Source organism: Streptomyces sp. MA5143a (assembly GCF_900290235.1).
Classification (GTDB): Bacteria; Actinomycetota; Actinomycetes; order Streptomycetales; family Streptomycetaceae; genus Streptomyces.
Map to the genome: position 1 here is coordinate 29,661 of NZ_OLMK01000096.1, position 24,378 is coordinate 54,038.

Below are 24,378 nucleotides of genomic sequence, written 5' to 3' on the forward strand. Positions count from 1 at the left end.
GTTCCCCCGTGCAGACCCCCCACGGGTCGTGCGTGACCTGGGGATGCCCTCGCCTCCCACGGCCCAAAGCAGAGTTGAGCAACTCCAGAGGTTGGGCGGAGGATGACGGCCATGACCTCCAGCGCACGCCCCGCAGACCCCGCCGGCACCGCTGCCCGGCCCCCGCTGAACCGGCGGCTCGCCGAGTTCGGGACGACGATCTTCGCGGAGATGTCCGCGCTCGCCCAGCGGACGGGCTCGATCAACCTGGGCCAGGGTTTCCCCGACACGGACGGTCCCGAGGAGATCCGCGAGGCCGCCGTACGGGCGCTGCGGGACGGACGCGGCAACCAGTACCCGCCGGGGCCCGGCGTGCCGGAGCTGCGCGCCGCAGTCACCGCGCACCAGCTGCGGCGGTACGGGCTGACGTTCGACCCGGACACGGAGGTGCTCGTCACGGCGGGCGCCACGGAGGCGATCGCGGCGGCCCTGCTGGGGCTGCTGGAGCCGGGTGACGAGGTGGTCGCCCTGGAGCCGTACTACGACTCGTACGCGGCGTGCATCGCCATGGCGGGCGGGCGGCGGGTCCCCGTGACGCTGCGGCCGCACGAGGGGCGTTTCCGGCTGGACCTCGACGAGCTGCGGGCCGCCGTCACCGACCGGACCCGGCTGCTGCTGATCAACACCCCGCACAACCCGACCGGCACGGTCCTCACCCGTACGGAGCTGACGGCGATCGCGGAGCTGGCCGTCGAGCGGGACCTGCTGGTGGTGACGGACGAGGTGTACGAGCACCTGGTCTTCGACGAGGCCGAGCATCTGCCGCTGGCGACCTTCCCGGGGATGCGCGACCGCACGGTGACCATCGGGTCGGCCGGCAAGACGTTCTCGTTCACCGGGTGGAAGGTGGGCTGGGTTACCGGCGCGCCCGTGCTCGTCTCGGCCGTGCGCTCGGCGAAGCAGTACCTCACCTATGTGGCGTCCGGGCCGTTCCAGTACGCCGTCGCCGAGGCGCTCGCGCTGCCGGACAGTTACTTCGAGGGCTTCCGCGCGGACATGCTCACCAAGCGGAACGTCCTGGCCACGGGCCTGGCGGACGCCGGGTTCGACGTGTTCCGGACGGCGGGCACGTACTTCATCACCACCGACATCCGCTCCCTCGGCGAGACCGACGGCTTCGCCTTCTGCCGAGCCCTGCCCGAACGCGCGGGCGTGGTGGCCATCCCGAACGCGGTCTTCTACGACCACCGCGAGGCCGGCGCCCCGTTCGTACGGTTCGCCTTCTGCAAACGCACCGAGATGCTGGCGGACGCGACGGAACGGCTCCGCAAGGCGTTCGCCTGCTGACCGATGTCAGGAGCGCTCAGGTGTCATAGACGGTGGAGCGATGCCCGACGTGTACGACCCACACCACCAGTTCGCCGTTGTCGATTGTGTAGATCACGCGGTAGTCGCCCACCCGGAGTCGGCGGCGGTCGGGCTGGGAGACGAGGGCCGTGGTGTTGAACCCCGTCGGGTCGCTCTCCAGCTCAGTCAGCTTGGCCAAAATGCGGAGGGCCATGTCTCGCGGGACCTTGCGGAGTTCGGCCTGAGCCTCGGCTCGGAAGACGGTGCGGTACTCACTCACTGCGCGCCAGCGTCTCCCTCATGATGTCCTCGATCGGGATGCCGGGTGCCGGATTGGCCATGCGCTCGTCGATGATCCGGTTGATCTCGCGCTCTTCCCACTCCTGGTACTTGCGCAGCACCTCGATGGACACCACGGCGGCGACCTGCTTGCCGCGCCGAGTGATGACGGTAGGTACGTCGTCCCGGTCGGCCCGCTCCACGACCTCGGCCAGGTGTGCCCGGACATCGCGGATGGACTCTATCGGCATGGGCTGCGTCATGCGCTCAAGAGTACCGAGTGACCCATGTGTACGCAACGACTCACTGTCGATCGGGGATGTAGCCCTCGGACCCGCATAAGAATGGGTGCGCGAACGCGGAGTGGGCCGGGTGACGGCGGCGCCCGCGCTGGTGTCGGCCGTGCGCGCGGCGAAGCAGTACCTGACGTACGTGGCGTCCGGACCGTTCCAGTACGCCGTCGCCGAGGCCCTCGCCCTGCCGGACTCCTACTTCGACGCGTTCCGCGCGGACCTGCTGGCCAAGCGGGACCTGCTGTCGGCGGGGCTCGCGGACGCCGGGTTCGAGGTGTTCCGGACGGGCGCACCCTACGTCCGCTTCGCCTTCTGCAAGCGCACGGAGGTCCTGGCCGACGCGGCCGAACGGCTCCGCACGGCATTCGCGCACTGACCGCGCCCGCTCACCGCCGCCCCGCGTCTTGCCGGTTCTTGCCGCATCACCGCCGCCAGCAGGGGATTTCACCTGCGTCGCGCGTGCGGCGCGGTACACACACCCCCTCCCTACCTTTGACATGTCCACTCCGGAGCCAGCGGAGGGACGGACACACACCTGGCAGGGAAGCCTGTCCGGGTCCTCAGCCCTGGACGACAGGTAGGGAGTTTCTTCACATGTCTTCGTCAACTCGCGTTTCTCGGAGCCGAGGCCGCCTCGGGGCCCGCCTCGCCGCAGCGGCCGGCCTCGCCGCGCTCTGCATCACCGCTGTGCCGGCCACGTCGGCCTCGGCCGCCCCCGCCGCCGCGGGGGTGATGCTGCAGAACGGCAGGTTCAACGACGCGGTGCTGTGCGCCTCGCCCGACAACCAGTCGCTCTGGATGGTGTCCAAGGATGCCGCCAAGGGCAACTTCTACTGCCGGTGGAAGCAGTTCGGCCCCGACTGGCAGTTCACCCTGTACAACCTGGGCAAGGACCAGGTGATGGCCTTCCACGGTGGCAACGAGCTCCCCGTGGTGATGGAGCCCGAGGGAAGCAGCGGCAACGGGAACGACGAACTCTGGTCCTGGGGAGGACAGGAGGGCTGGGGGGCCGCGGCGCTGCAGTCCTTCCTGGACAGCGGGCAGAACGTCGACGCCAGGACCCCCTATCTCGACGGGCGCGACAAGCCCCGCACCGACCCGGTCCGCACCCGCGGCTGGCGCCACGGCGACCAGAGGGAACTGACCTGGACCAAGATCAGCCCTAACTGACCCCACACCAGGTCCACGACCGGGACGCCTCGGCCACCGCACGTCGTCCGGTAGACCGTCCGGTACGCCGTCCGGCTCAGGGAACCGCGCCGGGGCTCCCGCTCTTGCCGGAGGCGTCAGCGCCCCCGGGCGCGACACCGCCCTGCACCGCTTCGGACGGCAGGACAGGTCGCCGCCGTCCCGCCGCACCTGCTCGACGCAGCCCGGACCACGCCGACTCCCGGCGTGCTCCGGGCTCACGGGTCATGGCACGGGTGCGGGCGGGATGCCCGGTCCGGATGCTGTCGGATCGGCCGAGGCGCCCGCGGTGTCGCAGCGCGGGCGGTCCATTTTCCCGTCCATTCCCCCGTCGAGTCCCCCGTCCGACGTGACGAGCCGCCGTCGAAGCGCTGCGGCGTGCCGGTCACCGAGCGCGTCGAAGATCTCCAGGGCCTCTCGCCGGTACGGCGCGGGGTCCTCCTCGCACGTCGCGTCCACGGCCCGGCCGAGCAGGTCCAGGGCCTGCGCCTGACCCTTGCGGTGGCCGGAACGGCGGTGCATGGCCAGGGCCTGGCGGGCGTAGTCGGCCGCGACGGCGGGTTCGCCGTGTTCCAGACCGCCGCGGGCCAGGACGGTCAGCGCCTCGCCCTGCACCAGGACGTACTCCGTGCGGCGGGCGATGCCCAGCGCCGTGGCCGCCTGTTCGCGGTCCAGGGGACGCCGACCGGACGCCAGCCCGATCAGTGAGCGCGCCTCCAGATCATGCGCGCCGCGCTCACGGGCCAGCTTCAGCGCCTCCCGCCATGCGTCGGAGGCTTCGCCGTGGCGGCCAAGGGCGAGCAGCACACTGCCGAGGGTGAGGCGGGCGGCGGCCCGGAAGTAGTCGTCGATGTCCTGGTCGCTGAGGGCGGCGGCGGTCCGTGCCAGTTCCAGGGCTCGGACGAGGTCGCCCGCGTCCCTGGCGGCAGAGGCCGTCAGCCGCAGCGCGTACGCCTCGCCTCCCAGGTCGCCGCACTCCCTGGCCATCGCCAGGGCCACCTGAAGGTGGCGTGCCGCCTGCACCGTGTCGCCGAGCAGGTGCCGGGTACGGCCGAGGTCTGCCTGCCTGCGTATCTGGTTGTGCTGGTTGTCCAGGGCCGCCGGAAGGCGCTCCGCCCGAACGAGGCAGTCGAGTGACTCGGACAGGCGGCCAAGGTCACGCAGCACGTGGGCGAGGTTGCCGAGGACGACGGGGTGCCCGTCCGACAGGCCGCCCTGCTGGTCGAGTTCCATGGCCCGCTCCAGGTGCTCCGCGCTGCGCCGCAGCCGGCCGCTGAGCCGGCTGACCATGCTGAGGTTGGTGTGCGCGATGGCGGCGCCCTCCCGCCAGCCGGCGGCCTCGGCGAGGGCGAGCAACTGCTCGAAGTGGGTGATCGCGGTGTCGACGTGGCTCTGCCGCACGTACGCGTGGCCGAGTAGATGGTGCATGGCGGCCTCGGCGACAGGCTCTCCGGCGGCACGGGCAGCGGCCAGAGCGGCCTGACCGAGGGCCGTCCAGTCCACCGTGTGCTTGCGGATCCAGGCGTAGCCGCGCAGGGCGTTGGCGAGCAGCCAGGCCGCCTGACGTCCCTCGGCGGCGGCCTGGTGAACGGCCGCCGCCAGGGTGGGCAGTTCGGCGTCCAGCCAGCGCATCGCCGCCGCGGCGTCGGTGATCTCCGGCGGCGCCGCAGCGCTCCGGACCGCGTCTTCGTCCCCGGGCAGGCGCTGTTTCATCCCCGGGTAGAGCAGTGACGCGCAGCGATCCACCGTGGCCAGCAGCCAGTCGTAGAGGGCGTCGGAGGCGGCTCGGCGGGAGGCGTTGGTCTCCTCCAGGCGAAGCCGTTCGGCGGCGTACAGTGCCACGAGGTCATGGAAGCGGTAGCGTCCGGGCCGGTGCTCGCGGAGCAGGTGGGCGGCGGTGAGCCGCTCCACCAGCCGGGCGGCGTCCTCGACGGTGGTGCCCGTGACGACGGCGGCGGCCCGCAGACCGGTCTCCGCGCCGGGCAGCAGGGCCAGCAGGCGGAACATCCGTCGAACCGGGGCATCAAGGGCCTGGTAGGAGAGACTGAAGGCAGTCCGTACGGCGGTGGTCTGGTCACCGGTGACGGACAGGGCGGTCAGCCGGTCGCCCTCGCGGAGTTCGTCGGCCTGGTCGCGCAGGGTACGCCAGGGGGTGTGGTCGACGTTGGCGGCCGAGATCCGCAGGGCCAGCGGAAGGTGGCCGCAGGCGTGAGCGAGGTCCGCCGCGGCCCGCGGGTCCGCGTCGACCCGGCTCTCGCCGAGCATACGGCGCAGCAGCAGCCGGGACTCCTCGGGAGCGAGCACGTCCACCCCGATACGGCGGGCCCCGTCACGGGCTGTCAGCCCGGCCAGCCGGTCACGGCTGGTGACCAGCACCACACAGCCGAGCCCGCCGGGCAGCAACGGCCGGACCTGCTCCGGGTCCACTGCGTTGTCCAGGACGACAAGCATCCGCCGCCCGGCGGACAGTGTGCGGTACAGGTCGGCAGCGGCCTCGGGCGTCCCGGGAATCCGCTCCGCTGCCACGCCCAGCGCCAGCAGGAACCGGGCCAGCGCCTCGACCGGACGCACCGGAGCCTGTGCCGAGTGACCTCGCAGGTCCACGAACAGCTCGCCGTCCGGGAAGCGATCGCGTACCCGATGCGCCCAGTGCACCGCCAGGGCGGTTTTGCCCACGCCACCGGTACCGGTGATCGCCGCGAGCACCGTTCCCGTCTGGTGAGGGCCGTCGCCCGTCGCCGGGTCTGGGAGCAGGGAGTCCAGCTGCCGCAACTGATCGGCCCGGCCGGTGAAGCCGAGCGTCAGCCCGGGGAGCTGCGCCGGGACCGGCCTGTCGGCAGCGTGGGGTGATACCGGCACCGGCGCGGGTAAGTCGGGTGACGCGGGTAAGGCGGGTGGCTTCGGGGGTAAGTCCGCGCGCAGTACCCGCAGATGCGCGGCGCGCAGTGCCGCGGAGGGCTGAAGACCCAAGTCGGCGTCGAGCCGGCTGCTGATCCTCGTGAAGACGTCGAGCGCCGCCGCCTGCTGCCCGCACGAGGCCAGGGCCAGCATCAGCCGGCCGGCGAGCTCTTCGTGCAACGGCTCGCGCGCACTGAGCTCTCGCAGGTCGGCGACCACTTCCTCCGCGCTGCCGAGCGCGAGCGCCAGGTCCGCCCGGGCTACGGCCGCCGTGACCTGACGACCACCGATCGCGACCGCCGTCGGATGTACCCGGATCCGCTCGCCGCCATCGGCCAGCACCGGTCCTCGCCAGCACCGCAGCGCTCGGCCGTATGCCTCCAGCGTGGCAGCGCGGTCTCCACCGGCCTCGGCACGCCGGGCCAGACCGAGCAACTCGTCGAAGGTGGCCACATCGGACTCCTCGGCCGACAGATCGGCCAGGTACCCGCCTTTGGTCGCCCGCAGCACGCGCCCCGCGTCGGGCCCCGGCCGGTCGCGGTCGATCAGATCACGCAGGTGTCTGACATAGGTCTGCACCAACTGCCGACAGGTACGTGGCGGCTGCTCGCCCCACAGCACGTCGACGATCTCGTCGGTACCGACCACCACGCCCGGCTGCATGGCCAGCAGTCCCAGCAGGCTGCGCTGGAGCACTGAGGGGACCTCGACGGGGCTGCCGTCGAGGTGCAGCACCAAAGGACCGAGGACCGACACGCGCAGTCCCGCCGTTCGCGGCGAGGACACTGCGGCTTCGCCGGCCTCCCGCAGCCGGGTGCGCGCGGCCTCGGACAGGTTCAGCGCCGCCACCAGGCGCTGGATCGAGTCGGCGTGCGGCCGGCGGATCTGGCCCTGCTCCAGGTAACGCAGGGTCCGGACGCTGATCCCCGCCCGCTCGGCCAGCGCCCGCTGGCCGAGCCCGGCCGCGAACCGGTACCCGCGCAGCAGTTCCCCCAGTGTGCTGGGCCCTGGATGCCGACTCATCGTTGCCTGCCTCCTCTGTGCCTGTCCCCGCGGCGGACGATAATGTCATGGACCGATCAGGCAGGCAGGGTGTGAGTTCTCGGCGTGGCGAGGGCAGAGCACGGACCGGGTGCTTCGAGCCGCCGGTAGCGTCGACTGCTCCCCCGTGACAGGGGCCCTTGCCCAGCGTGTGTCCGACTCGGGCTCCGGGCGCCGCGCCCGTCGCACATATGGTCGGCCTTCCTTCGCCGGCCCCTCACGGCCAGGTGCGTTCGATGCGGTCGTGCCGCACGGCGTAGGCCGCCGGACCGCCCTTCTCGACCGCCCGGTGGAACCCAGCAGCGGTCGAGACCGTGCGTGATCCACTCCTCGTCCGGGATGTCCTGGCCGTCGTGCGGGAAGACGTCCCCGATGCGGTGAACCGTCCATCCACAGGCTCTCAGCCCCTCCGCCACCCGACGACCGAGATTCCGGTCGAGGAAGAACTCAGGCGACAAGGTGCACCACTGCCTGGCAGAGCGCGTCCACCTGCTCAGGCGTCATGTCGTAGTCGTACGCGATGTCCTCGACGGTTTCCCCGGCCTCCCACAGGTCGGTGATGGCCTGGACCGTGACGCGGTTCGCGGCCACGACAGGGAGTCCGTGGCCGAACCTCGGGTCGATCACGACGGGGACGGAGTCCTGGTACTGCCTCAGCCGCAGGCTGGAAGGGAAGTCGTCGCCCGGTTCCCAGGTGAGGTAGCGGAGATAGTCGGAGACCACCTCATGGATGAGGACCTGGCCGTCGCGGGCTCTGCGGAGATCACCCCAGCCGTGCTCGATGAAGATGTCCACCCCGTATGTGGCGATTCTCCTGGAGACGAGGCCGTAGGGAGTGTCGAGAGCGTCCCGTACGGCGGCGGCGGCCTCTCTGATCTCGCTCATGCGGAGCCCCAGGGAACGCAGGGAACGAAGGGCGTGCGCCTCGGCCACCGCGATGAACGGCACCGAAGGCTGCCCTTTCCTCACCGGTTCCACCTGGTGGACCAGTGGTGCTCCAGCGGCTTTGCCCTTCAGCCACGAGGTGAGGGTCGACTGGGGAATCTGAAGGCAGGAGGCTGTTTCCGTGGGCGTCAGAAGCCCGTCCGTGAACCTGTCGACCAGGCCCCACCTCCGCTTGGCGTCAGCTTCCGCACCCCACCTGCGGGTGGCCGCACACCCGGCCGCCGGCTCAGCCGGTCGCGGGAAGTAGGCCCCGGGACCGGCAGTCCCGGCAGTGGCTGTGTCCCGCCGAGCGGAAGCCCCGGTCGCAGCCGTCGCAGTTCCGCATGTCCAAGACCACTGGGCGTTCCGGGGTCTGGGGGGTTGTGGTCGCCGGTGCGGTCAGGGGTGTCTCCTTGAGGCGGTAGGCCAGGATGCCGACCGGCCGGACGAGGAGGTCTGCCGGGAGTCGTGCGGTGAGGTGGTCGGTGATCTGGGTGGGCAGCAGACCTGCCCCGAGCCACCGGGTGACCGCCGGGGCGAGGCGGGCGGCTTCCCGCTCGGACAGGACAAGACGGGGGTCGACCCGGCGGAGGCCGGCGAGTACGGCGATGGCTCGGGGGTCGGCGTCGGCGAGCGGGGCCGGTGCCTCGGGCTTGGACTCGGTCTCGGCCTGTGCTTCCGGATCCGCTGTCTCCGCCGTCGTCTCCTCCCCCGGTACAGGTGCCTCCTCCGTGTCCCGCACAGCCCCGGGCGCGGGCGTGGCCGTGGCGGACTGCTTCCGGGGGCGACGAGGCCCGGGGGGCTTGGGAGGCCCGTTCGGGTCCGGGTCCGGGTCTGGTTCGCCGCCGGGTACGTCGTAGAAGTACGTCCGGGTGCGGACCTGCCCGGTGGGCGTCCGTTCGCGGCGGCGTTCCAGGTATCCGGCCGCTTCCAACTCCCTCAGCGCTCGCGAGATGAGGATCTCGCCCTCGTCGAAGTGCTCGCACAGGGCGGCGATGCTCACGAGGGTGCCGGTGGGGAGGGAGGAGATGTACGCCGCCACGCCGACCGTGACCGCGCTGCCGCGCCGCTGGGCGAGGGCGTTGGAGATCACCGTGAAGTCGGCCGTGAGGCGGGTGCGTACGTGGATCACGCCGGAGGTCGGTGCTCCGGCGTCGGCGCGCAGGGGCGCGTTAGACTGCGGGTCAGCCATCGGGAAGGTGCTTCTTCCTGATCGGTCAGGCCCTCGTTCGGGATTGCCGTCCCGGCCGAGGGCCGAAGTCTTTGTGCGGTTGTCGCGGCGAACGTAGCCGTCCGCATCCCGCACCTGCAAACCGGTCACTCGGACGGGTGACGTGGGCCTCCCGGCCGGGGTGGGTGGGTGGGCGGGTAGTTCTTTCCCTCGGTTCTTTGGGGAGGTCAGTGGCCCGCCGGACCCTCGTGGACAAGGGTCCGGTGAGCCCGGAAGACGGACGGCGGCCAGGGCCCGGCTGCCCCAGGGGCGGTCGTACTACCCGCCCTTCAACTCGCCTATGAAAGCGGCCCAGGAGACGGCGTCGAAGTACAGCGCTGGACCGTGCGGGACCTTGCTGTCACGGACCGGGACGACGGCCCCTCGGAACGGGTCGGCCACCTCCACGCAGTCGCCTCCCTCCTGATTGCTGTAGCTGCTCTTGCGCCAGGCGACGCCGTTCAGATCGGGACGGGACGTTGGCTCCACGGTGGTTGTCCTCCATCACGGATCGGATCATGTCGAGCGACATGGGCGGGGGCAGAGCTGCCGCCCGCAGCCGATCGTAAGTCAGCGCGAAACTCCTGACTTCGTCCGGATCCTCGATGAGTTGGCCGTAGTGCGCGCCTTCCGTGTAGGCGATCTCCGAGTCGTCCGGCATGGTGAGCACCGTGAGCGATCCGCCCAAAGCATCGTGCTCACCTTGGTCGAACGGCAGTACCTGCACGGTGATGTGAGGTTCCGTCATGGTTCCGAGCAGCCGCGTCAACTGCTCACCCATCACCTCCCGGCCACCGACCGGACGTCTGAGTACCGCCTCGTCGAGCACCACCCACAGCTCGGGCCGATCAGGCGTACCAAGGCGCTCCTGCCGTCCCATACGAAGGGCGACCCGCTCTTCCAACTGCTCCTCGCTGCTGAGCGTTCGACCGAGCGACGACGTCACGGCCCCGGAGGTCGGGTTCAAGCGGCCGGGACCCGGCCGGCGCCCCTTCTAGGGCGCCGGCTGGGACAGGGCGCTGAACGACTACCGGCCCTTCCTGTCGACCTGCACCGTTGGCCGAGCCCGAAGGGCATGCGCCGTCTGCCGACGCCGGTGGCCGCCTGCGGGATGTACGCGGTCGGGGCCCGGCTGTACGGTCCCGCCGCCGGGACCGCGCTGGTCCTGCTGTGGGGGCCGCTGCCCACTCGGTGGTGCGGTCGATGCCGTACACGGAGCCGCTGCTCACCGCGTGCGCGGCCTGGGCGCTGTACGCGGTGCTCACCGGGCGCTGGGTGGGGGCGGGCGCCCGCGGGGCCGGCGGGGCCGTCCCGGCCGAACGGGCTCGCGGTGGCCTCGGCGGTGGCGCTGCCGGCGTTCGCGCCGCTGCTCCCCCTGGCGCTCGCCCTCGCCCTTACGGCTAGAGCCCGGCCCTGGCAGGCCACCGGGGTGGTCACCGCCCTGGCCGGGCTCTCCTATGTCTACGGGCGTACCTGACGGTGATCAACCGGGTGCGCTCTGGTGCAATGACCCTGAGGGAAGGACTACTCGTCGTCGCTCTCGGGCTTGTCGGACTCGTCGATGTCCTCGGCGAGGCCGAGCTGCTCGACGAGCCACTTGTCGAACTCGATGGCGGCGCGGACCCAGCTGACGGTCGAGGAGACGAAGTGCTCCAGGCTGACGCCGGTGCCGATCAGGAGCTGGGCCTCACCGATGAGACGGACCGTGCCGTCGTCGTGGGTGTGGCTGTAGACCTTGGGCCACAGGGTGCGGCGGTTCCAGTCGTCGATGGTCTCCAGCAGGGCCTGCTTCTCGGTGATCTGGTGCGGACGGTCGTAGAACGTGCGCACCGAGAAGACCTGCTGGTCGCCCTCGCCCCGGAACATGAAGTAGGTGCGGAACTCCTCCCACGGCGCCGCGAGGTCACCCTCGTCGTCGACGACGTACTTGAGCTCCATCTGGTCGAGGAGCTGCTTCACGAGGTCCTGATCCGGCACCACGGGGCCCGGCGGGGGGCCGGGCTGCGGCTCGGGCTGGCCCCCGAAGTTCGGAATCGAGGACGGGTCGATGGACATACTTGGACACTCCAACTGTCGTCTGGCTCGTCCGGCCGTCGCTGAGACCAGACGTCATAGCCCACCCTCTCTCCCTTGCCCCCCACCGGGCAACCTGCCTCATCGGGCAGTCGTGAACTACAGGGTCTTTCCGGTCGCCGGACCCACGATCAGCCCATCGCCGAAGGCGTCGACGCGGACCGTGTCGCCGTCCTTGACCTCGCCGGCCAGGATCTCCTTGGCGAGCCGGTCACCGATCGCGGTCTGCACGAGACGGCGCAGCGGGCGGGCACCGTACGCCGGGTCGTTGCCCTCGTCGGCGAGCCACGCGAGGGCCGCCGGGGTGACCTCCAGGGTGAGGCGGCGCTCGGCGAGCCGTTTGGCGAGTCGGTCGATCTGGAGGCCCGCGATCCGCTCCAGCTCGGCCTTGTCGAGGGCGGAGAAGACCACGAGGTCGTCGAGGCGGTTGAGGAACTCCGGCTTGAAGGAGGCCCGGACCACCTCCAGGACCTGCTCCTTCTTCTCCGTCTCGGTGGTGACCGGGTCGACCAGGAACTGGCTGCCCAGGTTGGAGGTGAGGATCAGGATGGTGTTGCGGAAGTCGACCGTCCGGCCCTGTCCGTCGGTGAGGCGGCCGTCGTCGAGCACCTGGAGCAGGATGTCGAAGACCTCCGGGTGGGCCTTCTCCACCTCGTCCAGCAGCACCACGCTGTACGGGCGGCGGCGGACGGCCTCGGTGAGCTGGCCGCCCTCCTCGTAGCCGATGTAGCCGGGCGGGGCGCCGACCAGGCGGGCCACGCTGTGCTTCTCGCTGTACTCCGACATGTCGATGCGGACCATGGCCCGCTCGTCGTCGAAGAGGAAGTCGGCGAGGGCCTTCGCCAGCTCGGTCTTGCCGACACCGGTCGGGCCGAGGAAGAGGAACGAGCCGGTCGGGCGGTCCGGGTCGGCGATGCCCGCGCGGGAGCGCCGTACCGCGTCGGACACGGCGCGCACGGCCTCGGTCTGGCCGATGAGGCGGCGGCCCAGCTCGTCCTCCATACGGAGCAGCTTCTGGGTCTCGCCCTCCAGCAGGCGCCCGGCGGGGATGCCGGTCCAGGAGGCGACGACGTCGGCGATGTCGTCGGCGCCGACCTCGTCCTTGACCATGGTGTCCTTGGCACCCCCGCCGGAGGCGGAAGATGTCAACGCCTCCTCCGCCTCGGAGGCGGCCTCCAGGGCCTTCTCCAGGGTGGGGATCTCGCCGTAGAGCAGCTTGGAGGCGGTGTCGAAGTCCCCGTCGCGCTGGGCCCGCTCCGCCTGGCCGCGCAGGTCGTCGAGCTTCTCCTTCAGTTCGCCGACGCGGTTGAGGGACTGCTTCTCCTTCTCCCAGCGGGCGTTCAGGCCGCGCAGCTCCTCCTCCTTGTCGGCGAGGTCGCGGCGGAGCCGTTCGAGGCGCTCGCGGGAGGCGGCGTCGGTCTCCTTGTCGAGAGCCAGCTCCTCCATCTTCAGCCGGTCGACGGCGCGCTGGAGCTCGTCGATCTCGACGGGCGAGGAGTCGATCTCCATGCGCAGCCGGGAGGCGGACTCGTCGACGAGGTCGATGGCCTTGTCGGGCAGGAAGCGGGAGGTGATGTACCGGTCGGAGAGGGTGGCGGCGGCGACCAGGGCCGCGTCGGCGATCTGGACCTTGTGGTGGGCCTCGTAGCGGCCCTTGAGTCCGCGCAGGATCGCGATGGTGTCCTCGACGGTGGGCTCGGAGACGAGGACCTGCTGGAAGCGGCGCTCCAGCGCCGGGTCCTTCTCGATGCGCTCGCGGTACTCGTCGAGGGTGGTGGCGCCGACCATGCGCAGCTCGCCGCGGGCCAGCATCGGCTTCAGCATGTTGCCGGCGTCCATCGCGGAGTCGCCGCCGGCGCCCGCGCCGACGACGGTGTGCAGCTCGTCGATGAAGGTGATGATCTGCCCGTCGGAGTCCTTGATCTCGGCGAGGACGGTCTTCAGGCGCTCCTCGAACTCACCGCGGTACTTCGCGCCGGCGACCATGGCGCCGAGATCGAGCGCGACGAGCCGCTTGTCCTTGAGGGACTCGGGCACGTCGCCCTTGACGATCCGCTGGGCGAGGCCCTCGACGACGGCGGTCTTGCCGACGCCGGGTTCACCGATGAGGACCGGGTTGTTCTTGGTGCGGCGGGACAGGACCTGGACGACCCGGCGGATCTCCTGGTCCCGGCCGATGACGGGGTCGAGCTTGCCCTCCCGCGCGGCGGCGGTGAAGTCCGTACCGAACTTCTCCAGGGCCTTGTACTGCCCCTCCGGATCGGCTGTGGTCACCCGGCGTCCTCCCCTGGCCTTCCGGAACGCCTCCAGAAGCTTCTCGGCGTTCGCACCCTGCCTGGAGAGTACGTCCCCGGCCTGGCCGCCCTTCGCGGCGATCCCGATCAGGAGGTGCTCGGTGGAGACGTACTCGTCGCCCAGGTCCCTGGCCCGGGACTGGGCGTCGGCGACCACGGCGAGCAGCTCGCGGTTGGGCTGGGGCGGCGACACGGTGGAGCCGGTCACGCTGGGCAGGCCCGCGAGGACCTTCTCCGCGCCGGCGCGGACGGCCGCCTGGTCGGCGTCGACGGCGGCGAGCAGGTCGGTGATGTTCTCGTTGTCCTGGCCCTGGAGCAGAGCCAGCAGCAAATGGGCGGGGGTGAAGTCCGGGTGCCCCTCGGACACGGCCCGGCTGCTGGCCGCGTTGATCGCGTCCCGGCTCCTGTTGGTCAGCTCGGCGTCCACGTTCGCGTTCTCCTCCTTGTGTCAGCCCTCATCCACGCTGACTTGAGCAACGTACACAAAGTTGAGTCTATTCCACTCAAGGCGGTGGGCGGGAGGTGAACCGATAGGTTGCGTTTCATGGCCTCCTACTCCCTGGACCCGGGTGCCCCCGACGAGACGTACCTCGCCTTCTGGCGGGAGCGGCACCTGTGCACCCTGACGACCCTCCGCCCGGACGGCACCCCGCATGTGGTGCCCGTCGGGGTGACATACGACCCGGAGGCGGGTCTGGCTCGGGTGATCACCAACAAGTCGAGCAGGAAGGTGCGGCACGTCCGGGCGGCGGGCCCGGACGGGGCCGCGGTCGCGGTGTGCCAGGTGGACGGCGGGCGCTGGGCCACGCTGGAGGGGCGCGCACGGGTGTCCACGGAGCCGGAGCGGATCGCGGACGCGGTGCGGCGGTACGCGGAGCGGTACGGCAGGATGCCGGGCCCGAACCCGGACCGGGTGGTCATCGAGATCGAGCTGACGGCGGCGCTCGGGCGGGGCTGACCACCGACCCGGCCACGGCTGATCATTTTCAGCCACGACGGCCCACGGGCGATAGCGGTGGGGATCCCGAAATATCCCCGGAAACCTGCAGCGGCGTCACCGTGTTCAGGTCACGGTGACGCCGCTGCTGGGGGGAAGCGCCTGAGCGATTTGAAACGACGGGGGAATCGCTTCAGGCACTGCGGGGGGTGGCTGATACGGCCGTGGTGGCCGGGGTCTCCGGTTCGGTGAGCTGATGGTCGCGCTGGTCGAGATTGACGAAGATCATCCCGTATCGGACGGCGCACCGTACGGGCTGCGGCGCGCCGCGCGGTCGCCGCAGACATCGGTACGCCCGGATGTCCTCGTCCTCGTCCCGGGTCACCACCACCGGCTCACCGAACACGGTCACCATCAACGAGTCACCGCTGTGGGGGATGGCGGTGGCCAGGTCGATGAAGTGCCAACCGGATCGGTAGGCGGTAGCCATTTCTCGGCGGAAGGATCGGTCGTCGGGTGGAGTCGTCATGTCAGGCCCTCGCACCGCCACCGGCCGGGGGCACCGGCCAACTGGTGTCCAAGGCTCGCGCCAGCGTCGTCGACTCCGCCACCGCCGGCCAACTGGTGTCCGCGCGAGTGTCACGCTTCGTCTCGGAGAGGCCACCCAGGGCTCCGAAGGCGATAACGGTGGAGAAGGCGGCGACAAGCACCGAGCGAAGCATTCTCTTACGCATAGTCGGCTTCGTCCTCACTTGAAGGTCCCCTCTTCCCCCGTCGCATACGACGATGGCTCATTCGGGCACGTCATGGCCACATAATCGATGCATCATGTTCCTGCATGTTCAGGACCCTGGGGGGTGGAGATTTGAGTAAAAATCGGGCCAAGGCGGTACATCCCCATACGGTGGCTGATCTGTGCGAAGACGGAGCTCGTCTCTATGCGCACGCGCTGCGGACCGGACGCCTCGCCCGTGAGGACGTGGAACCCGCCCCCTGCCTCATGGAGTTCGCCCTCCTACACCCCGACCCCGATGACGCGAACTGGCTCCGCCCGGTTCCCCCTTCGGTCGCCCTGGCCCAGCGGCTCAACCCGATCGAACGGGAGATCGCCGAGCAGCGGAGGCGGTCGATCGAACTCGCCGACGTCTTCGAACCGTTCATGACCCTCACCGCCCAGGCGACGACGCCCACGCACGCCATCACCGTGCTGGAGGGCGGCGAACGCATCCAGGCGGCGCTGAACCTGGCGACCGCCGAGTGCCGGACCGAGGTGCTCACGGTCCAGCCGAGCAACCGCATCTCCGAGCGCAACCTTCTCCAGGGCCTGGAGCGGGACAGGCCGTTGATCGAACGCGGTGTGCGCATCCGCACGCTGTACCAGCACACCGCCCGCTACAACCCCGAGAAACTGGCCTACGTGGCCCAGCTGTCCAACGGCAAGGTGGAGTACCGCACCATCGACGAACTGGTGGAGCGGCTCATCATCTGCGACGACACCGTCGCCTTCATCCCCACCCGCGACGACCAGCAGGTCGCCCTGGAGCTCAGGCACCCGGGACTCGTGCGCTACCTCGTCAAGGTCTTCGAGTTCATGTGGGGCCGGGCCGTCCCCCTCACCGCAGGCGCCCCCTACGAGACCGCCCCCGACGGGATCAGCGAGATCCAGCACTCCATCGCGAAACTCCTCGTCGAGGGCCACGTCGACGAGGCCATCGCGCGGCGGCTCGGGATGAACGTGCGGACCTGCCGGGCACACATCGCCAAGCTGGCCACGGCGCTCGGCAGCGGCAGCCGGGCTCAGCTCGGGTATCTCATCGCGCAGTCGGGGATTCTGGAGCAGGAACAGCCGCTGCCCTAGGCCGGGCGGACGGGGCGGGCAGGGACAGCAGGTCGTCCCCGGTCTCCGTGGCCGGCCGTTGCGGGCCGTCCAGCCCCACCTGGGCGATGCGGACGCCGAGTTGGGTGCGGCTCGCGGCACCCAGGGTCTCGGAGAGCCGGGCGATGTGGGCGCGGCAGGTCCGGACGCTTATGCCGAGGCGTTCGGCGACGACCGCGTCCTGGTGGCCCTCCGCGAGGAGCGCGGCGATGGACCGCTCCCGGTGGGTGATGCCCGCGACGCCGGAGGACGGCAGCGGCGCGGTCAGCGGGATGCCGAGGCGCCAGAGCCGTTCGAAGACGGTGACCAGGTACTCCACCAGCGCGGGGTGCCGGATCTCCAGGGCCATGGTGCGGTCGGTGTTGGCGGGGATGAAGGCCACGGTGCGGTCGAAGACCATGAGGCGTTCCACGACCTCGTCGAGGGTGCGGGCCTCCGCCGCCTCGCCCATCATCTCCATGTAGTTGTGCAGGCCCTGCCCGTGCCGGGCCACATGCGTGTACAGGTCCCGCATCCGTACGCCCCGCCGGCACATGGCGAGCGCCCGGTGCAGTCCCTCGCGCAGCTCGTCCTCCCGCCGGATGCCGCCGGGCTGCACGGTCATCACCTCGGTGGTGCAGCGGTCGGTGGCCTCGTCGATCGCCGCCCGGATCCGGGACAGCCCGTCAAGCACGCGGATCGCCGTGCCCTCCGCCGGCTGACCGGGCCGTACGGCGCTGAGGCCCGCGTACCACTCGACGGCCTCGACGGCCGCGCCCACCCGGGCCTGGCTGGCGCTGACCTCGGCGTGGACGCCGCGCAGCAGCCGGGTCATGACCTCCTGCGGAGAGGTGGGCACCAGCCAGCCCATGTCGTCGGGGTCGGGGTGCAGCAGGGCCAGTTCGACCAGACAGGGCACGGTCTCCGCGTCCTCGCGCGGGAGACGACCCCGCCGTACCGCTCGCGCGTACACCCGGTCCCCGGCCTCGCAGAGCCGGTCGGCACCGTGGGGATGCCCGTCCGTCGCATACCCGGCCATGACCAACTCACCCCCGGTTCCAGCCTGTTCGCAGCGCAACTATGCGCGGCCCGCACCGCCTCCGCAACACGACGACACCGTCCCCCTGCCCCGAAGCGCCCCTCTCTGTCCCCTCTTGTCCACCCCTCAGGTATTACGCCCTGCAACAAGCTGAAGAAACGATGCCTGGAGGTCGCATGGAGGGTCCGTGAAGACCGGGACGGGGCGCGGCCGGGGGTGCGGTCCGCCCGGCGGCCGCCCGTGCCGGTGCCGCGCGGCCGGGCGCGCGGGTCGGCCGCGGGTGGTTCGCGCGGAGCGACTCCCCCGCGCGGACGTACTTCAAACCCTCCGTTTCCGCTGGTCGCGATCGTTCCCGCAAGATGGCGGAAACAAGACGGTGATCAGCTTGTTACGGAGCGCACTTACCGTCGGGCCATGGCGGACATATTTGACGCGTACGCGTTGGCCGACGCGTGGGACGAGATGTTCGAGCGGCCGGGTGAGGTCAGGGCCGCCTACGAGCCGGTGCTGGCCGCGCTCCAGCCCATCGAACCGGCCGAACTGAGGTTCAGGGCGGACCAGATGGCCCGCGCGTTCACGGACCGGGGCGTCACCTACGCCTTCGCGGGCGAGGAGAGACCCTGGCCGCTCGATCTCGTGCCGAGGATCCTGGACGCCCTGGAGTGGGATCTCATCCAGCGCGGAGTCGCCCAGCGCGTCCGGGCGTTGGAGGCGTACCTCGCCGACGCCTACGGGCCGTGCCGCGCCTTCGAGGACGGGGTCGTGCCCTGGCGGCTGCTCCTCAACTCCCCGCACTTCCATCGGTCCGCGCACGGCGTGGAGCCGCCCGGCGGGGTCCGCATCCATGTCGCCGGCATCGACCTCGTCCGCGACGAGGCGGGCGCCTTCCGGGTGCTGGAGGACAACGTCCGGGTGCCGTCCGGGGTGTCGTACGTCATCGAGAACCGGCGGGCGATGACCCGCGTCTTCCCCTCCCTCTTCGCCGAACAGCACGTCCTGCCCGTCGACGGCTACGCGCAGAAACTGCTCGCCGCGCTACGGGCCGCCGCGCCCGGCGGCATCGGGGACCCTCGCGTCGTCGTGCTCACGCCCGGCCCCAACAACGCCGCCTACTTCGAACACGCGCTGCTGGCCCGGCTGATGGGCGTCCAGCTGGTCGAGGGACACGACCTGGTGTGCCGGGGGAACCGGGTGTGGATGCGGACCACGCGCGGGGAGATGCCCGTCCATGTCGTATACCGGCGGCTCGACGACGACTTCCTCGATCCGCTCCACTTCCGGCCCGACTCGGTGATCGGCTGCCCCGGCGTCATGGGCGCCGCGATGGCGGGCAACGTGACGCTCGCCAACGCCGTAGGCAACGGCATCGCCGACGACAAGCTGCTCTACACGTATGTGCCCGACCTGATCCGGTACTACCTCGGTGAGGAACCGGTCCTGCCCAACGTGGAGTCGTTCCGCCCGGACGAGCCGGGGCAGTTGGAGGCGGTGCTCGACCAGATCGACCAGCTCGTCGTCAAACCGGTCGACGGGGCCGGCGGACAGGGCATCGTCATCGGCCCCAAGGCGGACCGGGACACGCTGGAGCGCACCCGCGCCGCCGTCCTCGCCGATCCGCGCGGCTGGATCGCGCAGCGGCCCGTCGCCCTGTCCACGTCCCCCACCCTCGCCGGGGAACGCATGGCGCCCCGCCACATCGACCTGCGCCCCTTCGCCGTGAACGACGGCAGCGAGGTCTGGGTGCTGCCCGGCGGACTGACCCGGGTCGCCCTCCAGGAGGGCAACCTCATCGTCAACTCCAGCCAGGGCGGCGGCTCCAAGGACACCTGGGTCCTCGCCGAGGGCCCCGCCGAGCAGCGGCACGAGGAGGAGAGCGGCCCGCTGGAGAAGGCACCGCGTCAGCTCGGACCCGACGGCACCCGCACGGTCGTGCAGGAAGGGGCGCAGCAGCAGTGAACGACGTGATCCTCTCCCGGATAGCCGAGGCCCTGACCTGGACGGGCCGCTACGTGGAACGCGCCGACGCCACCGGCCGCATCCTCGACGCCTACCTCCACCGCCTCCTGGAGGACCCCTGGCGCGACGAGGACGCCGCCTGCCGCTCGCTGTACGCGATCCTCGGCGTCGACGCTCCGGACCAGCACTGCGACATGCGGCAGGTCCTGGACCGGCTGGCCTTCGACGCGCACTCCACCGGCAGCATCGAAGGGGCGCTCGGCGCCGCCCGGCTGAACGCCCGCAGTGCCCGCGAGGCCGTCTCCTCCGAGATGTGGGAGTGCCTCAACTCCACCTGGCACGCCCTCGCCGACCAGCGCACGGCCGCCCGCCGCACCGGCGGCCCGTACGCCTATCTGGAGCTGGTCCGCAGGCGCGCGGCCCTGTTCTTCGGGCTCGCGGACTCCACGATGAGCCGGGACGACAGCTGGCGGTTCGTGGTCCTCGGCCGCAGCCTGGAGCGGGTCGACATGACCGTGCGGCTGCTGTCGGTACGGGTCCTGGACGCGGCGCACGCGCCCGACTGGCCGACCCTGCTGAGCGCGAGCGGCGCCGACGAGGCGTACGCGCGCCTGCACGGCGGCTTCGGCGACAGCCCCAAGGTCGCCGAGTTCCTGCTCCTCGACCGGGACTTCCCGCGCTCGGCGCTGCACGCGCTGACCACGGCCGAGGAGTGCCTCGCCGCGCTCGGCCGCCCGCGCCAGGACCCGGCCCGCCGGCCGATCGGCGCGCTGCGCACCCATCTGGAGTACCTGGACTCCGCGTCCCTGGAGGCCGGGCTGCCGACGCTGCTGCGGGACCTCCAGCGGGCCTGCATGGCCTCGGCGGAGGCGGTGGCCGAGAAGTTCTTCCCGTACCAGGGGCCCGTCGAGTGGGCCCAGGAAGGCGCGTGAGCGCGATGACCCCACCCCCCGCGACGTACGCCACCCGGCGCCTGCGCATCCGGCACACCACCCGTGTCCCGTACGCCCAGCCCGCGTCGTCGTCGCACAACGAGGTGCGGATGACCCCGCTGACCCTGCCGGGCCAGACCACCCTGGACGCGCGGGTGCTGGTCAACCCGTCGACGCCGACCTGGTCGTACTGGGACTACTGGGGCACCCAGGTCACCGGTTTCGACCTGATGGACCCGCACGGCGACCTGACGATCACCGCGTCCAGCCTGGTGGAGACGGCGCCGCCGGAGCCGCTCGCGGACGCGCCGGCCTGGGCGGAGGTCCACCGGGTGACCGCCGACTCCCGGCTGCTGGAGTACCTGACCGCGACCCGCCGCACCACGCTCCCGGCGGAGCTGGTCGAGCGGGCGCGGGAGGCGGCCGCCGGGCTGGACGTGCACGAGACGGCGGTCGCCGTGTCGGCGATGGTCGCCGACCATGTGGCGTACGTGCCGGGCGCCACCGGTGTGCACACCAGCGCGGCGGAGGCGTGGGACCAGCGGGCCGGTGTCTGCCAGGACATCGCCCATCTCACCCTGGGCATGCTGCGCGGCCTCGGGATGCCCGCCCGCTATGTCTCCGGCTATCTCCACCCCGAGCGCGAGGCGGAGCTGTACCGGCCCGTCGCGGGGCAGAGCCACGCCTGGATCGAGTACTGGGCGGGCGACTGGGCCGGCTACGACCCCACGAACCGGGTCCGCGCCGACGAGTCCCATGTCGTCGTCGGGCGCGGCCGGGACTACGACGACGTCACCCCGCACAAGGGCATCTACCGGGGGGTGCCCGGGGGCCCGCCGGAGGTGACGATCGAGTTCACGCGGGTGGCGTGAGCGGGACGGGCGGCGGGACGGGCACCCGCTCTCGTCCCTCCCGCTCGTCACCCGCTCTCGTCCCTCCCGCTCGTCACTCGCGCTCGTAGTTCGTCAGCACGCAGCCCGCCTCCGCCTCGACGCGGGTGTACGTGTCGGGGATCTCCAGGCCCGGCTCGCAGTCGATGTAGAGGAGACCGGCGTCGAGCAGGGCCCGGGCGTGTTCGTCTCGGTCGACGTCGAGGACGAAGTTCATCCCGATCATGAGGCCGTTGTCGTCGGACTCGTCGGACGCGGCCAGGTCCTTCTGGAACTCGGTCATGTCGGTGACGTGCAGGAAGTCGATGTCGGTGTCGTCGTCGACGTCGCAGTCGCCGCCGCCGTCGATGGCGTCGCTGAACTCGGCGCGGATCTCCGCCAGATCGGACGACGTGTAGTAGTCGGTGTCCTGGCAGCCGACGTTCTTGTCGACGTAGGTGGCGACCGCCTCCGTGTCACCGGCCATCGGCAGCTCGACCCCGTCGTCGCCGCAGGCGGTGACGGTGAGGGCGAGCAGAAGGGCGCAGGCGGAGGCAGACATTCGGGTACGCAAGGGAATTCCTCAGGTAGGTGGGGCTGAACTGGGGGGTGTCAGGGGGCCGGGCGGCCGTGTCAGCCGGCCGGTGCGAAGGCGTGGAAGCCGTCGGTGGTGGAGAGGTGGCCGTAGCCCGTGGCCTCGTCGACCGCGGGGACGTGGTCGACGGGGAGGTCCTCGGCGAGGACCTCGCGGGTGCGGGGGTCGACGGCCAGACCGTGCTCCGTGCCGTCCGCGGCGGTGGCGTACCCGTAGAGGACCGAGCCGTCCCGGGTGAACCGCACCGGGTCCAGCGGGGTCTCGTCCGCCCCCTCCTCCTGCGTCCACAGCCGCTTGCCGTCGGGCAGCCGCCACACCGTCGTACCGGTGAACGTCAGGTCCAGCACACCGGGAGCGGTGCGGCCGGTGGCCAGGCTCCACGCGGGCTTCGCGGCGAAGCCCGGGAGACGGGGGCCGTCGTAGGCGGGGGCGGGGGTGGCGGTGGTGGCGGTGGGGCGGTCGCTGGGCGCGGGCTTCTTGCCGCCGCCGTCCGGTTCACCGCCGTCGACCGCCGTGCAGGCGGTCAGGAGGGCGGGGGAGAGCGCCAGCGCGAGGGGTGGGGCGAGGGACGCGGGGGAGGAGGGCGCGGTGGAGAGAGACGCGGTGGGGAGAGACGCGGTGGGGAGGGGCGCCGACCGGGCTGCCGCTGTGCGTCGCCTGGAGCGGGCCTTGGGGCCCATTGAGTGTGTTGGTCCCCCGGCGGCGGTGCGCGCGCAGCGCTCCGCCGGGTCCCCGTTGTGGTGCAGCATCCCGACAGTCGTCCCCCGTGATCACGACATGACAGGCCGAAACCCTAGACCATGGCGTGATCTTGGCGCGGGGACTGCACAGGATCTACGCAGGACGGCGGCGGGGGCCGCGTCCGGCCGCCCGCCGCCGCTGACGTCGTTGTCGTGGCTGACGTCGTGACGTCGTTGTCGCCGCTGACGTCGTTGTCGTCGCTCGGTGTTAGTTCAGCTTGAGCGCGTCGCAGTCGGCCCTGTACTCCGCCGTGCAGATCTGCTTGACGGTGTAGATGCCGTCGGCGATGACCGTGTCCGCGATGTTCTTCTTGGTCAGCGCGACCGGCGGAACCAGCTGGGCGGGGATCTTCTTGGTGGTCGGGGAGTCGACGCTGTCCTTGGCGAGGGCGTCGAACTCGATGGAGCGGCCCTGGACCTTGGCGACGGCCATCTCGGCGGCGGCGTTCGCCTCCAGCGGGAACGACTTGTACACGGTCATGTACTGGTCGCCCGCGACGATCCGCTGCACCGCGTCCAGGTCGGCGTCCTGCCCGGTGACCGGCGGCACCTTGGAGACGCCGGAGGCCTTCAGGACGCCGATGACGGCACCCGCGATGCCGTCGTTGGCGGCGTAGACGGCGTCGATGTTGCCGGCGCCGAGCTTGGCGACGGCCTCCTCCATGTTCGCCTTCGCGACGACCGGGTCCCAGTCCTTGGTGTCGTACGTCTCGGAGATCGTCACCTTGTCGCCGAGTTCGGAGAGGGCGCCCTCCTTGAACATGGCGGCGTTGGGGTCGGTGGTCGACCCGTTCATCATGACGATCTTGTTGGCGGCGCTGTCGCCGAGCTTCTCCACCAGGGAGCGGCCCTGCACCTGGCCGACCAGCTCGTTGTCGAAGGAGACGTAGCCGTCGATCGGGCCCTGGGCGAGCCGGTCGTAGGCGATGACCGGGATGCCGGCCTTGTCGGCGGTCTCGACGGCGCTCGCGATGCTCTTGGAGTCCACGGCGTCGACCACGATGATGTCGACCTTGTCGGTCACCATCCGCTCGAGCTGCTCGATCTGGGTCTCCGGGTCCTTGTCCGCGTTGGCGTACTGGACCGTCGCCTTGTTGTCGGTCAGTTCGCCGATCTTCTTCTTCATGATCGGGAGGTCGAACTGCTCGTAGCGCTTGGTCTCCTTGTCAGGGAAGAGAACGCCCACCGTGATGTCGTCGCCCTTCGTGGGGCTCGCCTCCGCGCTGCTGCCGACGTCCACGACCCCGCAGGCGGCGAGGGAGACGGCCGCGGCGGACGCCGCGAGGGCGGTGGCGGTGCGGTGCAGGGCGGTACGACGTATACGGCTGGTGCCGGTCGTGCTGGTCTTACGGGCGTTCACATCAAGGGCCTTCCGGGCGTGGGTCGGCACTGAGACCCAGGTGGCTGAAAGCCAACGCGCTGATCACCGCAGCGTCAAGGAGTAATCACTTAACGAGATGACAACAGCGTTGTGTGGTCTCGGTGTGAAGAGGGTAAAGCAAGGGGCTCGTGCTGCGTCGTGCGCCCTTCACGGCCCGCGGGGCGCGGGGCGGCGCGGGAAACGGCACGGGCCGAACGGCGCGCGGCCCGGTGCCCGTTGACGTGTCACGGGGGTCCGCGAGGGTGACCGCCGGGGCAGAGGTCCGAGGAGTGGGCAGGTCAGAGAGGGTGACCGGACTCACGACGCCGGCCCGGACGCGGGCCGCCGGGCGGACACGGACATGTCGGAGAAGAACGGGACGATCACCACGTACGACCACCCGCCACACCGCCCCTCGGACACCGGCGCGGGCATCGACGGGTGGCGGACGTCACTCACCCCGACCGCGACGCCGACCCGGCACCCGAAGATCGCCGGCCCACCGCACCTCTGACGACGACCTGACTCAACGGTCACTATGCGTCACGGTGGGGGTCACCGGGGCCAGG

The 24,378-nt window shown here is 71.0% G+C and carries 22 protein-coding genes and 2 pseudogenes; 9 read left to right on the plus strand and 15 right to left on the minus strand.

Features of this window, described 5'->3' with window-relative positions:
- Window positions 1–102: 102 nt before the first annotated feature.
- Window positions 103–1,326, plus strand: coding sequence for a pyridoxal phosphate-dependent aminotransferase (locus SMA5143A_RS34140; RefSeq protein WP_107466708.1), 1,224 nt, complete (start codon window positions 103–105; stop codon window positions 1,324–1,326).
- A gap of 16 nt (window positions 1,327–1,342) precedes the next feature.
- Here SMA5143A_RS34140 and SMA5143A_RS34145 read toward each other — a convergent pair whose 3' ends face one another.
- On the minus strand, window positions 1,343–1,606 hold the full coding sequence (locus tag SMA5143A_RS34145) for a type II toxin-antitoxin system RelE family toxin (RefSeq protein ID WP_005483716.1): 264 nt from the start codon (window positions 1,604–1,606) through the stop codon (window positions 1,343–1,345).
- A complete protein-coding gene (locus SMA5143A_RS34150) occupies window positions 1,599–1,868 on the minus strand; it encodes a type II toxin-antitoxin system Phd/YefM family antitoxin (RefSeq protein ID WP_107466709.1) in 270 nt (89 codons plus the stop codon). The genes SMA5143A_RS34145 and SMA5143A_RS34150 overlap by 8 nt, the downstream gene beginning before the upstream one ends.
- A gap of 100 nt (window positions 1,869–1,968) precedes the next feature.
- On the opposite strand from SMA5143A_RS34150, the pseudogene SMA5143A_RS34155 reads away from it, so the two are divergent.
- Both SMA5143A_RS34155 and SMA5143A_RS34160 read left to right on the plus strand, forming a co-directional pair.
- Window positions 1,969–2,274 (plus strand): annotated as a pseudogene (locus SMA5143A_RS34155) (aminotransferase class I/II-fold pyridoxal phosphate-dependent enzyme); the annotation flags it as partial.
- A gap of 218 nt (window positions 2,275–2,492) precedes the next feature.
- Complete coding sequence (locus SMA5143A_RS34160) at window positions 2,493–3,068, plus strand: hypothetical protein (RefSeq protein ID WP_146193993.1); 576 nt, start codon at window positions 2,493–2,495, stop codon at window positions 3,066–3,068.
- A gap of 243 nt (window positions 3,069–3,311) precedes the next feature.
- On the opposite strand, the gene SMA5143A_RS34165 is transcribed toward SMA5143A_RS34160, so the two are convergent.
- The 8 genes and pseudogenes from SMA5143A_RS34165 to clpB form a co-directional block, all read right to left on the minus strand.
- Window positions 3,312–7,007, minus strand: a complete 3,696-nt coding sequence (locus SMA5143A_RS34165) for a BTAD domain-containing putative transcriptional regulator (RefSeq protein WP_107466711.1) — start codon at window positions 7,005–7,007, stop codon at window positions 3,312–3,314.
- A 56-nt stretch (window positions 7,008–7,063) separates the two neighbouring features.
- Window positions 7,064–7,441 carry a hypothetical protein gene (locus SMA5143A_RS44245; RefSeq protein WP_258193902.1) on the minus strand — a complete coding sequence of 126 codons (378 nt, stop codon included), beginning with the start codon at window positions 7,439–7,441 and terminating at the stop codon, window positions 7,064–7,066.
- A gap of 31 nt (window positions 7,442–7,472) precedes the next feature.
- Window positions 7,473–8,129, minus strand: coding sequence for a DUF433 domain-containing protein (locus tag SMA5143A_RS34175; RefSeq protein ID WP_107466712.1), 657 nt, complete (start codon window positions 8,127–8,129; stop codon window positions 7,473–7,475).
- 67 nt (window positions 8,130–8,196) lie between these two features.
- Window positions 8,197–9,141: a hypothetical protein gene (locus SMA5143A_RS34180; RefSeq protein WP_181362137.1), complete on the minus strand. Its 945-nt coding sequence runs from the start codon at window positions 9,139–9,141 to the stop codon at window positions 8,197–8,199.
- A 297-nt stretch (window positions 9,142–9,438) separates the two neighbouring features.
- A complete protein-coding gene (locus SMA5143A_RS44250; protein ID WP_107466713.1) occupies window positions 9,439–9,648 on the minus strand; it encodes a DUF397 domain-containing protein in 210 nt (69 codons plus the stop codon).
- Between the two features lie 34 nt (window positions 9,649–9,682).
- Window positions 9,683–10,105: pseudogene (locus SMA5143A_RS34190) on the minus strand (DUF5753 domain-containing protein); the annotation flags it as partial.
- A gap of 578 nt (window positions 10,106–10,683) precedes the next feature.
- Window positions 10,684–11,214 carry a YbjN domain-containing protein gene (locus tag SMA5143A_RS34200; protein WP_055515370.1) on the minus strand — a complete coding sequence of 177 codons (531 nt, stop codon included), beginning with the start codon at window positions 11,212–11,214 and terminating at the stop codon, window positions 10,684–10,686.
- Between the two features lie 117 nt (window positions 11,215–11,331).
- Window positions 11,332–13,953, minus strand: coding sequence for an ATP-dependent chaperone ClpB (gene clpB / locus SMA5143A_RS34205; protein ID WP_107466714.1), 2,622 nt, complete (start codon window positions 13,951–13,953; stop codon window positions 11,332–11,334).
- 117 nt (window positions 13,954–14,070) lie between these two features.
- Between clpB and SMA5143A_RS34210 the strand changes: the two genes are divergently transcribed.
- Window positions 14,071–14,484: a pyridoxamine 5'-phosphate oxidase family protein gene (locus tag SMA5143A_RS34210; protein WP_107466715.1), complete on the plus strand. Its 414-nt coding sequence runs from the start codon at window positions 14,071–14,073 to the stop codon at window positions 14,482–14,484.
- Between the two features lie 172 nt (window positions 14,485–14,656).
- On the opposite strand, the gene SMA5143A_RS34215 is transcribed toward SMA5143A_RS34210, so the two are convergent.
- Complete coding sequence (locus tag SMA5143A_RS34215; RefSeq protein WP_107466716.1) at window positions 14,657–14,992, minus strand: hypothetical protein; 336 nt, start codon at window positions 14,990–14,992, stop codon at window positions 14,657–14,659.
- 309 nt (window positions 14,993–15,301) lie between these two features.
- Between SMA5143A_RS34215 and SMA5143A_RS34225 the strand changes: the two genes are divergently transcribed.
- Complete coding sequence (locus tag SMA5143A_RS34225; RefSeq protein ID WP_107466717.1) at window positions 15,302–16,321, plus strand: helix-turn-helix transcriptional regulator; 1,020 nt, start codon at window positions 15,302–15,304, stop codon at window positions 16,319–16,321.
- Here SMA5143A_RS34225 and SMA5143A_RS34230 read toward each other — a convergent pair.
- Window positions 16,275–17,357, minus strand: coding sequence for a helix-turn-helix transcriptional regulator (locus SMA5143A_RS34230; RefSeq protein WP_107466718.1), 1,083 nt, complete (start codon window positions 17,355–17,357; stop codon window positions 16,275–16,277). The genes SMA5143A_RS34225 and SMA5143A_RS34230 overlap by 47 nt on opposite strands.
- 414 nt (window positions 17,358–17,771) lie before the next feature.
- Between SMA5143A_RS34230 and SMA5143A_RS34235 the strand changes: the two genes are divergently transcribed.
- Genes SMA5143A_RS34235 through SMA5143A_RS34245 form a run of 3 tightly spaced genes read left to right on the plus strand, consistent with a single transcriptional unit; the run spans window position 17,772 to window position 21,117 of the window.
- Complete coding sequence (locus SMA5143A_RS34235; RefSeq protein ID WP_107466719.1) at window positions 17,772–19,313, plus strand: circularly permuted type 2 ATP-grasp protein; 1,542 nt, start codon at window positions 17,772–17,774, stop codon at window positions 19,311–19,313.
- On the plus strand, window positions 19,310–20,245 hold the full coding sequence (locus SMA5143A_RS34240; RefSeq protein WP_055538970.1) for an alpha-E domain-containing protein: 936 nt from the start codon (window positions 19,310–19,312) through the stop codon (window positions 20,243–20,245). Before SMA5143A_RS34235 ends, SMA5143A_RS34240 begins: the two co-directional genes overlap by 4 nt.
- A 5-nt stretch (window positions 20,246–20,250) precedes the next feature.
- A complete protein-coding gene (locus SMA5143A_RS34245) occupies window positions 20,251–21,117 on the plus strand; it encodes a transglutaminase family protein (RefSeq protein WP_107466787.1) in 867 nt (288 codons plus the stop codon).
- A 73-nt stretch (window positions 21,118–21,190) separates the two neighbouring features.
- Here the strand turns inward: SMA5143A_RS34245 and SMA5143A_RS34250 are convergent, their stop codons facing one another.
- The 3 genes from SMA5143A_RS34250 to SMA5143A_RS34260 all read right to left on the minus strand — a co-directional run bounded on the left by SMA5143A_RS34250 (window position 21,191) and on the right by SMA5143A_RS34260 (window position 23,809).
- Window positions 21,191–21,676, minus strand: coding sequence for a hypothetical protein (locus tag SMA5143A_RS34250; protein ID WP_107466720.1), 486 nt, complete (start codon window positions 21,674–21,676; stop codon window positions 21,191–21,193).
- 71 nt (window positions 21,677–21,747) lie between these two features.
- Entirely contained in the window at window positions 21,748–22,389 is a 642-nt protein-coding gene (locus SMA5143A_RS42715; RefSeq protein ID WP_146193994.1) for a hypothetical protein, read from the minus strand.
- Window positions 22,390–22,657: 268 nt separating this feature from the next.
- A complete protein-coding gene (locus SMA5143A_RS34260; protein WP_107466722.1) occupies window positions 22,658–23,809 on the minus strand; it encodes a sugar ABC transporter substrate-binding protein in 1,152 nt (383 codons plus the stop codon).
- A gap of 361 nt (window positions 23,810–24,170) precedes the next feature.
- Between SMA5143A_RS34260 and SMA5143A_RS43200 the strand changes: the two genes are divergently transcribed.
- The gene (locus SMA5143A_RS43200) at window positions 24,171–24,323 is read left to right on the plus strand and encodes a hypothetical protein (protein ID WP_181362138.1); all 153 of its coding nucleotides are present in this window, start codon (window positions 24,171–24,173) and stop codon (window positions 24,321–24,323) included.
- The last annotated feature ends 55 nt before the right edge of the window (window positions 24,324–24,378 follow it).

Excerpts from the sequence above, each read along its gene's own strand:
- SMA5143A_RS34245 (WP_107466787.1), top strand. The coding sequence starts at position 20,251 with ATGACCCCACCCCCCGCGACGTACGCCACCCGGCGCCTGCGCATCCGG.
- SMA5143A_RS34230 (WP_107466718.1), bottom strand. The coding sequence starts at position 17,357 with ATGGCCGGGTATGCGACGGACGGGCATCCCCACGGTGCCGACCGGCTC.
- SMA5143A_RS34140 (WP_107466708.1), top strand. The coding sequence starts at position 103 with ATGACGGCCATGACCTCCAGCGCACGCCCCGCAGACCCCGCCGGCACC.
- SMA5143A_RS42715 (WP_146193994.1), bottom strand. The coding sequence starts at position 22,389 with ATGGGCCCCAAGGCCCGCTCCAGGCGACGCACAGCGGCAGCCCGGTCG.
- SMA5143A_RS34200 (WP_055515370.1), bottom strand. The coding sequence starts at position 11,214 with ATGTCCATCGACCCGTCCTCGATTCCGAACTTCGGGGGCCAGCCCGAG.
- SMA5143A_RS34165 (WP_107466711.1), bottom strand. The coding sequence starts at position 7,007 with ATGAGTCGGCATCCAGGGCCCAGCACACTGGGGGAACTGCTGCGCGGG.
- SMA5143A_RS34235 (WP_107466719.1), top strand. The coding sequence starts at position 17,772 with ATGGCGGACATATTTGACGCGTACGCGTTGGCCGACGCGTGGGACGAG.
- SMA5143A_RS34250 (WP_107466720.1), bottom strand. The coding sequence starts at position 21,676 with ATGTCTGCCTCCGCCTGCGCCCTTCTGCTCGCCCTCACCGTCACCGCC.
- SMA5143A_RS43200 (WP_181362138.1), top strand. The coding sequence starts at position 24,171 with ATGTCGGAGAAGAACGGGACGATCACCACGTACGACCACCCGCCACAC.
- SMA5143A_RS34150 (WP_107466709.1), bottom strand. The coding sequence starts at position 1,868 with ATGACGCAGCCCATGCCGATAGAGTCCATCCGCGATGTCCGGGCACAC.
- SMA5143A_RS34210 (WP_107466715.1), top strand. The coding sequence starts at position 14,071 with ATGGCCTCCTACTCCCTGGACCCGGGTGCCCCCGACGAGACGTACCTC.
- SMA5143A_RS34180 (WP_181362137.1), bottom strand. The coding sequence starts at position 9,141 with ATGGCTGACCCGCAGTCTAACGCGCCCCTGCGCGCCGACGCCGGAGCA.
- SMA5143A_RS34160 (WP_146193993.1), top strand. The coding sequence starts at position 2,493 with ATGTCTTCGTCAACTCGCGTTTCTCGGAGCCGAGGCCGCCTCGGGGCC.
- SMA5143A_RS34225 (WP_107466717.1), top strand. The coding sequence starts at position 15,302 with ATGTTCAGGACCCTGGGGGGTGGAGATTTGAGTAAAAATCGGGCCAAG.
- SMA5143A_RS34215 (WP_107466716.1), bottom strand. The coding sequence starts at position 14,992 with ATGACGACTCCACCCGACGACCGATCCTTCCGCCGAGAAATGGCTACC.